The organism is Luteibacter sp. P1_D3 (genome assembly GCF_056406135.1).
Map to the genome: position 1 here is coordinate 86,658 of NZ_JBFUAT010000007.1, position 14,841 is coordinate 101,498.

Here is a 14,841-nt window from a genome sequence, read left to right on the forward strand (position 1 = left end):
AGCAGGAATCGACCTCATGGAGCAAACGGTGCGCAAACGTGGTCCGCGTCAGCCTTATCGGTCTTATTCGCCCCCTCGTACCCGCAGCGGACACTCGCGCGAGCTGCTGGCTGGGGACCCCCTGCTTGTCGTCCTGCAGAGGATGGAAGGCTCAATGCAGGAGCAGCAGGGCGCAATGCACGACATGCAGGGATCGGTACATGCCCTGCAGAACACCGTGTACGACATGCAGGGCGTGATGCAGACCATGCAGAGCACGTTGTATGGCATGCAAACGAAGCTCGTTCAGCTCGACGAGAGAACGATCTCGATCGTTCAACGCGCCGATGCCCTGGACGTCCGGCTCGACAGATTCGAGATCAGTGTGCATTCTCGATTCGATAAAGTGGAGGCTCGATTCGAGAGAGTGGACGCCTGCTTCGATAAGGTGGACGCTCGATTCGAGAAAGTGGACGCATGCTTCGGGAAGCTCGAGGGGCAGGTCGGTAACCTGATCGACTGGAAGCATYGGGCGGCAGGCGTCCTGATCGCGAGCGCCGGCCTTGCGACCATCATCGGTTTTCTCGCTGATGCCATCCCGAAATGGCTGGGGGTCGTTACCCAGTGATCCGGGGCGTTGGGTCGCAGGCCACCCGAGCCCCGACCGGCTACACTCACGCCTTTCCCGATGGAGCGGCGTGCGTGGCCTATCTACTGATCAAATCCCTGCACATCGTGTTCGTCATCGCCTGGATGGCGACGGTGTTCTACCTGCCGCGCATCCTGGTGAACATCGCCGAAGCGACCGGCGAGCCGCCGGCGGTGAAGGCGCGGCTCGAGCTGATGGGGCGCCGGTTGTACAAGTTCGGCCACAGCATGTTCGGCATGGCCCTCGTGTTCGGCCTCATCCTCTGGTTCTACTTCCACATCAGTGGCGGCTGGCTGCACGCCAAGCTGGCGTTGGTGGCCGTGATGCTCGCCTACTTCATCTGGTCGGGCCGGGCTCTCAAGCGCAGCATCGCCGGCGGAGCGCTGCCCTCGTCGAAGGCACTGCGGATCGGTAACGAGCTGCCCGTGCTGGTACTGCTCGCCATCGTCTATCTCGTTGTCGCCAAACCGTTCTGAGATCTCGCTCCGTGCGACCTGGATCGGTCATGATCGGCACTGACCTCATGGATACGGGAGCCGCTGGTTGAGCGACGGGAACGACATCGCGTCAGGCCTCATGGTGCTGCACGGCAACCGGCTCGAAGAGCTGCGGGATGTCCTTGTCGCCTGGTTGCGGCGGGCGCCGCTGGCACCGCTCGAGGACGAATGGGTCCTGGTGCAGTCCAACGGCATCGCGCAGTGGTTCCGGCTGGCGCTGGCGCGCGCGGTCGACGACGGCGGCCTGGGTATCGCCGCGGCGGTCAAGGTCGAGTTACCCGGTCGCTTCCTGTGGGTGGCCTATCGCGCCGTGCTCGGACGTGATGCCGTGCCTCCCGAATCGCCTTTCGACAAATCCCGTCTGGTCTGGCGCTTGATGCGCCTCTTGCCGTCGGTTGCCCGTGAGCCCGACTTCGAACCGCTCGCCGCCTTCCTCGGCACGGACGGTGACGCTCGGAAATGTCACCAGCTCGCCGAGCGTCTGGCCGACCTCTACGACCAGTACCAGGTATATCGCGCGGACTGGCTCGACGACTGGGCCGACGGGCGTGACGTGCTGCGCGACGCCCGTGGCGGTGCGGCGGCCATGGCCGCCGCGGATCGCTGGCAGGCGGCGCTGTGGCGGCGTCTGCTGGACGATGTCGGTGTGGTCGAGGCCGACGGCCATCGCGCCGCCGTCCACGCGCGCTTTTTGCATGCGGTGGCGGCATTGACCGAACGCCCCAAGGCGCTGCCGCGACGTATCGTGGTTTTCGGCATGTCGTCGCTACCCCGGCAGACGCTGGAGGCCTTGTCCGCTCTGGCGCGCTGGTCGCAGGTCGTGCTGGTGGTGATGAATCCCTGCCGGCATTACTGGGCGGACATCGTCGACGACCGCGAGCTGCTTCGTGCCGAGCGCCGTCGACAGGCAGCGAAGCCCGGCATGCCGCTGGCGTTGTCCGACGACGACATGCATCTGCATGCCAATCCGCTGCTGGCCGCCTGGGGTAAGCAGGGGCGTGACTACATCCGTCTGCTCGACGAGTTCGATCATCCCGAAAGCTACCGGGAGCGTTTCGATGCCTGGGACCAGCGCATCGACCTCTTCGCCGAGCCGACCTCCACGGATCTCCTCGGCCAGGTTCAGGCCGCCATTCTCGAACTCGAACCACTGCCCGCGACGCCGCAGCCGATCGAGCCTGGCGACACGTCCATCGCCTTTCACGTGGCGCACGGGCCGCAGCGCGAAGTCGAGATCCTGCACGACCAGTTGCTGGCGCGATTCGAGGCTTCCGCGCAGGCGGGCGATCCCATCCTGCCGCGCGATGTCATCGTCATGGTGCCCGACATCGAGACCTACGGTCCGCATATCGACGCCGTGTTCGGTCGCGTACCGCGTGACGATCCGCGCTTCATTCCCTACAGCGTGGCTGACCGTGCGGCCCGAGGCACGGTGCCTGTGGTGATGGCACTCGATGTCTTGCTCGGCATGACCGAATCGCGTTTCGGCGCTGGCGAGATGGCCGATCTTCTGGACGTTCCGGCCGTGCGCGCACGTTTCGGGCTCGCGGAAGACGATCTGCCCCTGCTGCACCGCTGGATCGAAGGTGCCGGTATTCGTTGGGGGCTCGATGCCGCCCAACGCGCCTCGCTCGACCTGCCGGCCCTCGAGCAGAACACCTGGGCCTTCGGTCTGCGCCGCATGCTGCTCGGCTATGCCGTGGGTGCGGGCGACGCCTGGAGCGAGATCGAACCGTATCCCGAAGTGGGTGGCCTGGATGCGAGCCTGGTCGGGCCACTGGCCGATCTGCTCGAGCGCCTTGGCGAGCATTGGCTCGCCCTGCGCGAACCTGCGTCGGCGACGGAGTGGGGTGTGCGGTTGCGCCGCCTCCTGCGTGATTTCTTTCAGGGCGCCGAGCCCGACGACGACATGCGTATCGAACGTCTTCTCGACGGACTCGACGCCTGGGAGCGTGCCTGCATCGAAGCGGCCTTCGACGAGGCTTTGCCAATCGAGGTCGTGCGCGAAGCGTGGCTCGGTCAGTTCGACCAGGGTGGTCTTTCCAAACGATTCCTCGCCGGTGCGGTGAGCTTCGGCACGCTGATGCCGATGCGCGCCATTCCGTTCCGGCTGGTCTGCCTGCTGGGCATGAACGATGGCGACTATCCGCGCGCACGGCCGCCGATGGACTTCGATCTGATGTCCCGGCAGGGAGCGTGGCGGCCGGGCGATCGCTCGCGTCGCGAAGACGATCGCTACCTGTTCCTCGAAGCACTGCTTTCGGCGCGCGATGCACTGCACATCGGCTGGGTGGGGCGCAGCGCGCGCGACAACGCCGAACGCGCGCCGTCGGTGCTGGTCGGTCAGTTGCGCGACTATCTTGCGGCGGCGTGGCAGGGGCAGGGTGGCGCTGACCTGCTGCATGGGCTGACGGTCGAACATCCGCTCCAGCCCTTCAGTCGCGCGTATTTTCGCGGTGAGGATGCCCGGTTGTTCACTTACGCGCGTGAGTGGCGCCAGGCCCATGATGACGTCGAGCCGACCGAGGATGCCCGGCTGGCGGCTGTCACGGTCGATCGACCGATCGGGCTCGGTGTCCTGCGCCGCTTCCTTCGCCACCCGGTGCGTGAATTCTTCCAGGCGCGCCTCGGCGTGCGTTTCGACACGGTCGATCCCGGCGGTGACGACCGTGAACCATTCGCGGTCGATAGCCTGGGCCGATTTGCGATGGCCGATGCGTTGCTACGTGCCGCCTTGCGTAGCGAAGGCAGTGCGACTGTGGCCATCGGCGAAGCGGCCTCGAAGCTGCAGCGGAGTGGCGCCCTTCCCATGGGTGGATTCGCGGCGCCGGTGCGCACGGATATCGAGGCCGTCGCCGCGGCGGTCTACGGACGCTTCGTCGTGGAGCGGCGCGCCTGGCCGCACGAGGCGGGCAAGCGCGAGATCCGTCTCGACGTCGAAGGCGTCACCCTCGAGGACTGGCTGGCCGATCTCCGCAGCGATGACCAGGGGCGCCTGGCGGCGTTCCTCTTGTCGCCGTCCAACGTGCTCGATACCGACGGAGCGCCTCGCGCGCATCGCCTCGTCATGCCCTGGATCGACCATCTCGTCGCACAGGCCGCCGGCCTGTCCGTGGTCACGCGCTACATTGGTCCGGATGCCACGATCGTTCTCGATCCGCTGGCGGCGGACGACGCCACGGCCATGCTGGCTACCCTGCTACGCGCCTGGCGCGAAGGTATGGCGGCGCCGCAACCGATCGCAGTGAAGACAGCGCTCGCCTGGCTCAATGCGCGGTCTGTCGACGAGGCGCAGCAAGCGGCGCGTGCCACCTACGAGGCCACGCACGACCGTGCGCACGGCGAAATCGATGGCGACCCTTACCTGCTTCGCGCGTTCCCCGATTTCGCCTCCCTGATGCATGCCGGCTTCGTCGATGGCCTCACGCCGTATCGCGATTTTCTCGGCGCTCTGCGCGTGGAGGTGTCATGAGTACGGTGATGGAGCCGCTGCGGCCGCTGGCCATACCGTTGTCCGGCATTCGGCTGATCGAAGCCAGCGCGGGTACGGGCAAGACCTGGACGATCGCGGCGCTCTACGTGCGTGCCGTGCTCGGGCACGGCGTGGCACAGCCATTGCTGCCGCCGAACATCCTCGTGGTGACCTTTACCGAGGCAGCGACACAGGAGTTGCGCGAGCGCATTCGCGCGCGTCTCGTCGACGCGGCGCGTGCCTTTCGTGCGGGCGAGTCGGGTGAGGCCTTCCTTGCCGAGTTGCTGGCATCGTATCCGGCGTCGGCTCACGCGGCGTGCGCGCGCCGTGTCGAGCAGGCGGCACAGTGGATGGACGAGGCCGCCATTTTCACCATTCACGGTTGGAGCCAGCGCATGCTGACCCAGCACGCGTTCGGTAGTGGTCATGCCTTCGTACAGACGCTGGAGCCCGACGAAAGCGAGCTGCTTGCCGACTGCGTGCGTGACTACTGGCGCCAGGCGTTCTATCCGCTGGAGGCGCGCCAGGTGGCCGCCGTGCTGGCGGAGTGGAAAACGCCGGACGCGCTGATCCAGACCCTGCGGCCGCTCCTGTCGGGCGGCGAGACGACCTTGCGTGTCAATGGTCACGCCTTGGACAAAGCCGACGTCGGTGCCCTGTTTACCGCCTTGCGTGCCTGGGAAGACGAAGACGTCAGCCGGCTGGCTGCCGCGCGCGAGGCGTGGATGGGCGACGTCGAACGTATCGAGGCCCTGTTGCGCGATGCCGTGCGTACCAAGGCGCTGAAGAACAATATCCATCAGCCCGCCTCGCTCGAACGCAATCTCGCGGGTGTCCGTCACTGGCTCGAAACCGGCGAGGCAGGCGCGGTCGATGTCGCTCGCTATGGATCCGCGCGTCTCGAGGCTGCGACGAGCAAGGGCAATAGCCGGCCCGAGCACCCCGCCTTCGGGGCGGTCGGGCACTGGGCCGAGTGGCAGTCGGGGAAGCCGGCCATTCGTTTCGCGATCCTGGCCGACGCCGTAGAGCGTGTGCGCGAACGCTTCGCCGCACAGAAGCGCCGGCGTGCCCAGATTGGCTTCGACGATCTGCTGTCCCGGCTCGACCGGGCGCTGGTATCGGTCTCGGGCATCGAGCTTGCCGAGACCATCCGGCGGCAGTATCCGTTGGCGCTCATCGACGAATTCCAGGATACCGATCCCCTCCAGTACCGGATTTTCCGCGCTGTCTATGCCGCGAATCCAGACGTGGGCCTGTTGCTGATCGGTGATCCGAAGCAGGCGATCTACGCATTTCGTGGCGCGGATATCCATACGTATCTTTCCGCACGCAGCGAAGCCGAGGCACCGCACTACAGCCTGGATACCAATCATCGGTCGAGCACGGGCATGGTCGCCGCCGTCAACGCGATGTTCGCTCGCGCCGAGGGGCATCCAACGGGCGCCTTCCATTTTGCCGACCAGGGACTGCCGTTCCACCGCGTCCAGGCGCGCGGCAGGGCCGAACGCTTCATCGTCGGCGGTGCCGACCAGCCTGCCTTGCACGTCTGGCTACTCGACGACGAGGGGCCGGTCGGCGTGCGCACGTACCGCGAGCAGATGGCCGAGGCGTGCGCGACGGAGATCGTTCGCCTGCTCGAAGCGGCGAAACAGGGGCGTACGGGTTTCGAGCAGGACGGCTCGGTGACCGCGCTTCAGCCCGCCGACGTCGCCGTCCTCGTGCGCAGCCACAACGAGGCATCGGAAGTCCGTGCGGCGCTGTCGGCCCGTCGCGTCCGCAGTGTCTTCCTGTCCGACCGGGACTCGGTGCTGGAAAGCATCGAGGCACACGACGTGCTGCTCTGGCTGCGCGCCGTCGCCGACCCGTCGTCGGATACCGCGATGCGCGCGGCGCTCGCGACGCGCACGCTTTACCTGGGCTATGGCGAGCTCGAGCAACTGAACGTCGACGAGCGCCACTGGGAGCGACGCGGCCAGCAACTGTTCGAACTGCGCGAGATCTGGCGACGTGCCGGCGTGCTGGCGATGCTGCATCGCTTCCTGCACATTTTCGAGCTCCCGGCGCGTCTGCTCGGGCAGACCGGTGGCGAACGGGCGTTGACCAACCTCCTGCATCTCGCCGAATTGCTCCAGCAGGCGGCCTCGACGATCGAAGGCGAGCAGGTCTTGATCCGCCATCTTGGCGAGCGCATCGAGGATGCGGCCAGCCATACGGGCGACGATCAGATCGTCCGGCTGGAAAGTGACGACGACCTGGTCAAGGTCGTGACGATTCACAAGTCCAAGGGCCTGGAATACCCGCTGGTGTTCCTGCCTTTCGTCTGTGCGAGCGGCGGGACGCGACCGGGGCAGGGTTATCGGTATCACGACGGTGCCGGTGCGCAGCTCGAGCTGCTCTCATCCAGCCACGAGGCGGCGGGCGAGTCCGTGCGCGACGCGAAGGACGCCGCCGAGCGCGCGGCGTTGCAGGAAGACCTGCGACTGCTTTACGTGGCGATGACACGCGCGCGCCATGCCACCTGGCTGGGCGTCGCGCCGGTTTGCTACAACGCCGCGAAGAAGCCGCAGGTTCACCGCTCCGCCTTCGGGCATCTCCTCGGTGGCGGTCAGGAAATCGACAACGGTGCGATCGAAGGCCTGCTGCGCGCCATGGCACAGGGCGAGCCGGCGATCAGCATCGACTATATGCCAGCGCCCGACGAGCGCCTCTACGTGCCGCCGGCACGCGACGAGCGGCCGTTACCGGCGCGCGAAGCCCGCTTGGCGAAGGCGGAGCCCTGGTGGATCGCGAGCTACAGCGCCTTGCGCTATGCCGATAGTGAGGTGGCCGCCCCCGAGACGGCCTCGGACGACGTGATCGTCGAGTACGCGGGCGAAGTGGCGGCGGCATCCGCCGATGCCGCGACCATCCATGCCTTCGAACGCGGGGCGGAGGCCGGCACCTTCCTGCACGACCTGCTCGAATGGATCGCCGAGGAAGGCTTTGCCGCCGTCGCCGCCGATCCGGAACGCCTGCGCGACACCGTTGCCCGGCGTTGCGAGCGACGTGGCTGGGAAGCGTCCATCGATCTGCTGACGCACTGGTTGCTCGTGCTGTTGCGCACGCCGCTGCCGCTTCCCGATGGCGGTTCGTTCGCGCTCGATTCCCTGGACGATGCATCGCGTTATCGTGCCGAACTGGAGTTTCTTTTCGAGGCGCGCCGCGTGGATACGCTGGCGCTCGACCGGATCGTCCGCGAGCACACACTCGCTGGCGCACCGCGCCCGGTGCTGACCGCGGATCGTGTCAACGGCATGCTCAAGGGCTTCATCGATCTGATCGTCGAGCACGATGGCCGCTGGTATGTCGCCGACTACAAGTCCAACTGGCTTGGCGTCGACGAACTGGCCTATACGCCGGCCGCGATGCGCCACTCGATTCTCGATTCCCGTTACGAACTTCAGTACGCGCTGTACCTCCTTGCCCTGCATCGGCAGCTGCGATCGCGGCTGGGCGGTGCCTACGACTACGATACGCACGTCGGTGGCGCGATCTACATCTACCTGCGTGGCGTCGATGGAAACGGACACGGCGTGCATGTCGAGCGCCCGACACGAGCGATGATCGACGCGCTCGATGCGCTCTTCGAAGGTACCGCGGCATGAATGCGCAGGTGATGACATGGCTCGACCGCGGTGTGCTGGAAGCCAGGCTGCGCCCGGTCGATCGCGCATTCGCCCGTTTTCTTGCCAGTCTCGATGTCGACGGTGATGGGCGCGTGCTGATGGCGGCGGCGCTCGCCAGTCGTGAGTTGGGCGAAGGCCACATCTGCGTGGATGTCGAAGCGCTTGTCCTGGTCGAGCCGCTGCTGTCGGAGGCGCAGGCCTGGTTGCCGGACTCGGTCCTGGTCGGTTCGGCAGAGGGTGATCCGACTACGCCGCTGGTGCTGGACGCCGGCTTGCTCTACTTGCGTCGCTTCTGGCGTGACGAGGCGCGTGTCGCCGACGCCATCCTGTCGCGCCTCGCGGCTTCGGGCGTGCCTGCCGATCTGGGGCAGGAACTCGATCGTCTGTTTCCTGCCGAGGCCGATGCCATCGACTGGCAGAAGGTGGCCTGTGCGGTGGCGGCACGCGGGTCGTTCGCTGTCATTACCGGTGGCCCGGGTACAGGCAAGACGACGACGGTCGTGCGCTTGCTCGGCTTGTTGCAAACGCTCGCGCACAAGCGCAATGAGCCTCGGCTGCGCATTCGACTCGCCGCACCGACCGGCAAGGCGGCGGCGCGCCTCAATGCCTCGATTGCCGGGCAGATCGAGCGTCTCGACGTGGACGATGCGGTGAAGCAGGCAATTCCTGCCGAGGTCACCACCCTGCATCGCCTGCTCGGCAGTCGACCGGATACGCGCGCCTTCCGGCACGATCGCGACAATCCGCTTCACCTCGACGTCCTCGTGATCGACGAGGCGTCGATGATCGATCTCGAAATGATGGCGGCGACGCTCGACGCGCTGCCGCGTGATGCGCGGCTCATCCTGCTCGGCGACAAGGATCAGCTTTCGTCGGTCGAGGCCGGTGCGGTCCTGGGCGATCTCTGCGCACGCGCGGATGCCGGTCATTACGACCCTGCCACGCGTGATTGGCTGGCGGCGGTCTGCGGTGTCGACGTGGCGGCATGGACTGATGTGGCCGACGCCCGCGCGCTCGACCAGCGCGTCGTCATGCTGCGTCGCAGTCGCCGCTTCGGCGAAGACAGTGGCATTGGCGCGCTGGCGCAGGCGATCAATGCCGGTGACGCTGGCGCGGTGACCCGGGCTTTTGCCGGCACGCGGGGCGATATTGCCTTCATCACACCCTCGGCTGCAGCGATCGCCGCGCTGGCTATCGACGGACGCGAGGGGGCGCCCGGTCACCGTGTCTACCTTGACTGGATCGAGCGGGAGCGACCCGCGATCGACGCGTCCTTCGAGGCGTTTCAACGGTGGGGTGCCGGCGCGCTCGCCGCCTACGCGCGGTTCCAGCTGCTCTGCGCCACGCGTCACGGGGAAGCCGGGGTGGACAAGCAGAACGAGCGCATCGCCCAGGGTCTGCTCGACCGCGGGCTGATCGATGCGGTAACGGGATGGTACGAAGGGCGTCCGGTGATGGTGACGCGCAACGACTACGCGCTCGGCCTCATGAACGGCGACGTCGGCGTGACGCTATGGGTGCCGGACGGGCAGGGCAGCATGGCCTTGCGTGTCGCCTTCGTGGTCATGGATGAGCAAGGGGGTGAGCGGACGCGCTTCGTCGTGCCCAGCCGCCTCTCGGCGGTCGATACCGTCTACGCGATGACGGTGCATAAGTCGCAGGGCTCGGAATTCGAGCATACAGCGCTGGCCCTGCCATCCGAGCCTTCGCCGGTGCTGACCCGCGAGCTGGTTTATACCGGGGTGACCCGGGCGCGGTCGCATTTCACCTTGCTCGCGGCGCCGGACATGCTTGGCTATGCGGTGTCGCGGAAGACGCGGCGGGCTTCCGGGTTGCTGCGTCGGTTGCTTTGAGGCGAGCACCCATCGGCGATGCTCTTGCTCAGTCGACCCCGTAATGCGCCTTGAACCACGCCGCAAACTTCCCCAGCCCCTCGTCGATCGACGTCGACGGGGCATACCCGACGTCCCGCCGCAGCGCCGACACATCCGCCCAGGTATCCGGCACATCGCCGGGCTGCATCGGCAGCAGGCGCTTCTCCACCGTCCGTCCCAGGTGTTTTTCCAACAGCCCGATGAAATCCAGCAGCTGCACTGGCTCGTCGTTGCCGATGTTGTAGACGCGGTACGGCGCCGCGGAGCTGCCAGGATTCGGCGAGACCGGGTCGTAGGTGGGATCCGGCTGGGCAGGGTGGTCGAGTGTGCGGACGACACCTTCCACCACGTCGTCCACGTAGGTGAAATCCCGGCTGTGGTCGCCATGGTTGTACACGTCGATCGGCTCGCCCTTCACGATGCGGCTGGCGAACAGGATCGGCGACATGTCCGGCCGGCCCCAGGGGCCATACACCGTGAAGAAGCGCAGCCCCGTGGTCGGCAAGCCAAAGAGGTGGCTGTACGTGTGGGCCATCAACTCGTTGGACTTCTTCGTGGCCGCGTACAGGCTCACCGGGTGGTCCACGGCGTCCTCGACGGCGAAAGGCATCTTGCGATTGGCTCCGTAGACCGAGCTCGACGAGGCGTAAACGAGGTGCCCCACGGCATGCCGGCGGCAGGCCTCGAGGATGTTCACGAAGCCCACCAGGTTGCTCTGCACGTAGGCGTGCGGGTGGGTAAGTGAATAGCGGACGCCGGCCTGGGCGGCGAGGTGTGCCACGCGCTCCGGCTGAAAGGCGTCGAACGTGGCGTTCACGGCGGCCTGGTCGGCGAGGTCGGCCCGTACATGCGTGTAGTTCGGGTGGTCGGCAAAACGAGCCACGCGCGCTTCCTTGAGCGCCGGGTCGTAGTAATCGTTGTGGTTGTCGAAACCCAACACGGTATCGCCCTTGGCGAGCAAGCGTTCGGTGAGTTGGGAGCCGACGAAGCCGGCGCTGCCGGTAACCAGGGTGCGCATGGAGGATCTGCCAGTGGAGCGATCCGCCTAGTCTAACGGACGGCGGATTTGACACGGCCGCACGGCTGATCTAGCTTTTGCCCGATATCCACGCGACCAAGGTGGCCCGCGGTAACGCTGGCCGAGAGTGCGACATGCGGACTACGCGCCTCCCAACCTGATCCCACGCCACGTCTTCGTCGTCTCCGAAGGGCGTATGGCGCCCTTTTTGTTTGTCCGGAATTTGCAACCATGATCCAGATCACGCTACCCGACGGCAGCCAGCGGCCGTTCGAACACCCCGTTTCCGTGCAGGATGTCGCCGCCTCGATCGGCGCCGGCCTCGCCAAGGCGACCCTCGCCGGAAAGGTCGATGGCAAGCTGGTCGATGCCGGCTTCACGATCGATCACGACGCTGCCCTCGAAATCGTCACCGAGAAGAGCCCGGAGGCGCTGGATATCCTGCGTCACTCGACAGCCCACCTTCTCGGCCAGGCCGTGCAGCGCTTGTTCCCCGGCGCGCAGGTCACCATCGGCCCGGTGATCGACAACGGTTTCTTCTACGACTTCGCCTACGAACGGCCGTTCACGCCGGACGATCTCGTCGCCATCGAGGCCGAGATGGAGAAGATCGTCAAGGAACAGATCCCGGTCACGCGCTCGGTGAAGAGCCGCGACGAGGCGATCACCTTCTTCCGTGGCCTCGGCGAGGAATACAAGGCGCAGATCATCGAGGGCATTCCGGCCAACGAGGAGCTGTCGCTCTACACCCAGGGCGAGTTCACCGACCTCTGCCGCGGCCCGCACGTGTCCAACACGGGCAAGCTGCGCGCGTTCAAGCTGATGAAGGTGGCCGGCGCCTACTGGCGCGGCGATTCCAACAACGAGATGCTGACCCGCATCTACGGTACCTCGTGGCTGAACGACAAGGACCTCAAGGCCTACCTGCTGCAGCTGGAAGAAGCCGAGAAGCGCGATCACCGCCGCATCGGCAAGCAGCTCGACCTGTTCCACATGCAGGAAGAAGCGCCGGGCATGGTGTTCTGGCACCCCAAGGGCTGGGCCATCTGGCAGGCCGTGGAGCAGTACGTGCGCGGTGTCTACCGCAGCAGCGGCTACAAGGAAGTCCGTGGTCCGCAGATCATGGACGTGAGCCTGTGGAAAAAGTCCGGTCACTGGGACAACTACCAGGAAAACATGTTCTTCACCGAGTCGGAGAAGCGCACCTATGCGCTGAAGCCGATGAACTGCCCCGGCCATATCCAGATCTTCAACACCCATCTGCACAGCTACCGCGACCTGCCGATTCGTTACGGCGAGTTCGGCGGATGCCACCGCAACGAGCCTTCAGGCGCGCTGCACGGCATCATGCGGGTGCGCGCATTCACGCAGGACGATGGCCACATCTTCTGCACCCCGGCCCAGATCAAGGACGAGGTCGCTGCCTTCCACGCCCAGGCGATGAAGGTCTATGCGGACTTCGGCTTCGACGATATCGCCATGAAGATCGCCCTGCGCCCGGAAAAGCGCATCGGTGCCGACGAAGTCTGGGACAAGGCCGAGCACGCCCTTCGTGCGGCCCTGTCGGCAGCGGGTGTCCAGTGGGAGGAGCTGCCGGGCGAGGGTGCCTTCTACGGCCCGAAGATCGAGTACCACATGAAGGACTCGATCGGCCGCGCCTGGCAGGTCGGTACGATGCAGGTCGACTTCATGATGCCCGAGCGCCTTGGCGCCGAGTATGTGGACGAGAACTCACAGCGCCAGCATCCTGTCATGCTGCACCGGGCGATCGTTGGTTCGATGGAGCGTTTCATCGGTATCCTGATCGAACACCACGCGGGCTTGCTTCCGCCCTGGCTTGCCCCCATTCAGGCAGTAGTGTTCAGCATCACCGACGCTCAGGCCGATTATGTGCGTGAAGTTACCCAAACCCTTGTCGGACAAGGCTTCAGGGTAGAGGCTGATTTGCGCAACGAGAAAGTCGGTTATAAAATCAGGGAGCATACGTTGCAGAAGGTGCCCTATCTCATCGTGGTCGGCGACCGCGAGAAGGAAACCGGAGCCATTTCCGTACGTACCCGTGGCGGAGAGGACCTCGGCAGCATGCCGGTGGCCCAGTTCGTCGAAAAGCTAAAGGCCGAGACGCAGCGCTGATCGCTCGCGTCCGGCACCTGGTTCAATCTTCTGGAGGATAGCGGTATCGCTACGACCGATAACAAGGGCAATCGCAAGAACCTCGAAATCCGCGTTCCGCGGGTTCGCGTGCTGGGCGCCGAAGGCGAGCAGATGGGCATCATGGAGACCCGTGACGCCATCAAGGCCGCCGAAGAGCTGGGCATGGACCTGGTCGAAATCCAGCCGAACGGTGACCCGCCGGTCTGCAAGATCATGGATTACGGCAAGTTCAAGTTCGAAGCCCAGAAGAAGGCCTCGGCGGCCAAAAAGAAGCAGAAGCAGGTCGAAATCAAGGAAGTGAAGTTCCGCCCCGTCACCGACGAAGGCGATTACCTCATCAAGCTCCGCAAGATGCGCGAGTTCCTTGAAGAAGGCGACAAGGTCAAGGTCACGATCCGCTTCCGCGGCCGTGAAATGTCCCATCAGGACCTCGGCCAGAACCTGGCTCGTCGGGTCCAGACCGATATCGGCGAAGACGGCGTGGTGGAATCCTTCCCCCGCCTCGAAGGCCGCCAGATGGTCATGATGATCGGCCCGAAAAAGAAGATCTGATCCGGAATGGCGCCCCAGGGGGCGCCATTTTCTCATGTAGGAGCCGATTCATCGGCGATCCCGCGCCAGCGGCCAGGTCCCTGTAGGACCCGACTCATCGGCGATCCCGCGCCAGCGGGCCAGGTCTCGGCAAACCCCCGATCGCCGATGAATCGGCTCCCACACAGAGCCGTCGCCCTGCAGGGCCCACTGGCGCGGCCCTTCACGATTCGGTATCATCGCCGGCTCGGCCCGTATGGATGGGTCGAGCCACCGTACCCGGCAGGAAGGAAAGTGTGTTGCCGCAAGGCACGCCGCCGGAACAGTCAGCAACCGAATACGGAGCATTCCGATGCCCAAGATCAAGACCAACCGGGCGGCAGCGAAGCGTTTTCGCAAGACCGCGTCGGGTAAGTTCAAGGCTGGTCACGCCTTCAAGTCGCACATCCTGACGAAGAAGTCGACCAAGCGTAAGCGCGGCCTGCGCGCTCCCAACCACGTGAAAGCCTGCGACACCAAGAGTGTGGCTCGCATGCTGCCGTATCTTTAAGGGAGGGTTGAACCATGGCTCGTGTTAAGCGTGGCGTTACCGCCCGTCGTCGTCATAAGAAAGTCATCGGCCGTGCAAAGGGTTATTACAACGCCCGTCGCAAGGTCTTCCGCGTAGCTAACCAGGCCGTCATCAAGGCTGGCCAGTACGCCTACATCGGCCGCAAGCAGCGCAAGCGTCAGTTCCGCGCCCTGTGGATCGTTCGTATCAATGCTGCCGCCCGTCAGTTCGGTCTGTCGTACAGCCGCCTGATCAACGGTCTGGCCAAGGCTGAGATCGCCATCGACCGTAAGGTCCTGGCCGACCTCGCCGTGCGCGACATCAAGGCGTTTGGCGTGATCGCAGAGAAGGCCAAGGCCCATCTGGCTGCGTAATCCGCTTTACCACGCGCTGTAGTCATACGGCGCGAAGATGGATAACGTGGGGAGAAGGCCTGGCCTTCTCCCCATTCT

10 protein-coding genes are annotated in these 14,841 nt (G+C 65.4%); 9 read left to right on the top strand and 1 reads right to left on the bottom strand.

Annotation, left to right across the window (positions count from 1 at the left end; all coding sequences use genetic code 11):
• Nucleotides 1-154 precede the first annotated feature (154 nt).
• The 5 genes from AC1DYM_RS07060 to recD all read left to right on the top strand — a co-directional run bounded on the left by AC1DYM_RS07060 (nucleotide 155) and on the right by recD (nucleotide 10,115).
• Nucleotides 155-607 carry a hypothetical protein gene (locus AC1DYM_RS07060; protein ID WP_477337272.1) on the top strand — a complete coding sequence of 151 codons (453 nt, stop codon included), beginning with the start codon at nucleotides 155-157 and terminating at the stop codon, nucleotides 605-607.
• A gap of 74 nt (nucleotides 608-681) precedes the next feature.
• Nucleotides 682-1,104, top strand: a complete 423-nt coding sequence (locus AC1DYM_RS07065) for a CopD family protein (protein ID WP_046966433.1) — start codon at nucleotides 682-684, stop codon at nucleotides 1,102-1,104.
• Between the two features lie 67 nt (nucleotides 1,105-1,171).
• Complete coding sequence (recC, locus tag AC1DYM_RS07070; protein WP_477337273.1) at nucleotides 1,172-4,597, top strand: exodeoxyribonuclease V subunit gamma; 3,426 nt, start codon at nucleotides 1,172-1,174, stop codon at nucleotides 4,595-4,597.
• The gene (gene recB, locus AC1DYM_RS07075) at nucleotides 4,594-8,241 is read left to right on the top strand and encodes an exodeoxyribonuclease V subunit beta (protein ID WP_477337274.1); all 3,648 of its coding nucleotides are present in this window, start codon (nucleotides 4,594-4,596) and stop codon (nucleotides 8,239-8,241) included. The genes recC and recB overlap by 4 nt, the downstream gene beginning before the upstream one ends.
• Entirely contained in the window at nucleotides 8,238-10,115 is a 1,878-nt protein-coding gene (gene recD / locus AC1DYM_RS07080) for an exodeoxyribonuclease V subunit alpha (protein WP_477337275.1), read from the top strand. Before recB ends, recD begins: the two co-directional genes overlap by 4 nt.
• Nucleotides 10,116-10,143: 28 nt before the next feature.
• On the opposite strand, the gene AC1DYM_RS07085 is transcribed toward recD, so the two are convergent.
• Complete coding sequence (locus AC1DYM_RS07085) at nucleotides 10,144-11,154, bottom strand: NAD-dependent epimerase (RefSeq protein WP_477337276.1); 1,011 nt, start codon at nucleotides 11,152-11,154, stop codon at nucleotides 10,144-10,146.
• A gap of 231 nt (nucleotides 11,155-11,385) precedes the next feature.
• Here AC1DYM_RS07085 and thrS point away from each other — a divergent pair, with 231 nt between their 5' ends.
• From thrS to rplT, 4 genes are all read left to right on the top strand, one after another.
• A complete protein-coding gene (gene thrS, locus AC1DYM_RS07090) occupies nucleotides 11,386-13,287 on the top strand; it encodes a threonine--tRNA ligase (protein WP_477337277.1) in 1,902 nt (633 codons plus the stop codon).
• Nucleotides 13,288-13,332: 45 nt separating this feature from the next.
• The gene (gene infC / locus AC1DYM_RS07095; RefSeq protein ID WP_477337300.1) at nucleotides 13,333-13,860 is read left to right on the top strand and encodes a translation initiation factor IF-3; all 528 of its coding nucleotides are present in this window, start codon (nucleotides 13,333-13,335) and stop codon (nucleotides 13,858-13,860) included.
• A gap of 331 nt (nucleotides 13,861-14,191) precedes the next feature.
• Nucleotides 14,192-14,389, top strand: a complete 198-nt coding sequence (gene rpmI / locus AC1DYM_RS07100; protein ID WP_046966439.1) for a 50S ribosomal protein L35 — start codon at nucleotides 14,192-14,194, stop codon at nucleotides 14,387-14,389.
• Between the two features lie 14 nt (nucleotides 14,390-14,403).
• Entirely contained in the window at nucleotides 14,404-14,763 is a 360-nt protein-coding gene (rplT, locus tag AC1DYM_RS07105; RefSeq protein ID WP_107913398.1) for a 50S ribosomal protein L20, read from the top strand.
• Nucleotides 14,764-14,841 lie beyond the last annotated feature (78 nt).

What these genes read in the sequence shown, in the direction of transcription:
- recD (WP_477337275.1), top strand. Translation starts at nt 8,238, where the DNA reads ATGAATGCGCAGGTGATGACATGGCTCGACCGCGGTGTGCTGGAAGCC.
- AC1DYM_RS07085 (WP_477337276.1), bottom strand. Translation starts at nt 11,154, where the DNA reads ATGCGCACCCTGGTTACCGGCAGCGCCGGCTTCGTCGGCTCCCAACTC.
- rpmI (WP_046966439.1), top strand. Translation starts at nt 14,192, where the DNA reads ATGCCCAAGATCAAGACCAACCGGGCGGCAGCGAAGCGTTTTCGCAAG.
- thrS (WP_477337277.1), top strand. Translation starts at nt 11,386, where the DNA reads ATGATCCAGATCACGCTACCCGACGGCAGCCAGCGGCCGTTCGAACAC.
- rplT (WP_107913398.1), top strand. Translation starts at nt 14,404, where the DNA reads ATGGCTCGTGTTAAGCGTGGCGTTACCGCCCGTCGTCGTCATAAGAAA.
- recB (WP_477337274.1), top strand. Translation starts at nt 4,594, where the DNA reads ATGAGTACGGTGATGGAGCCGCTGCGGCCGCTGGCCATACCGTTGTCC.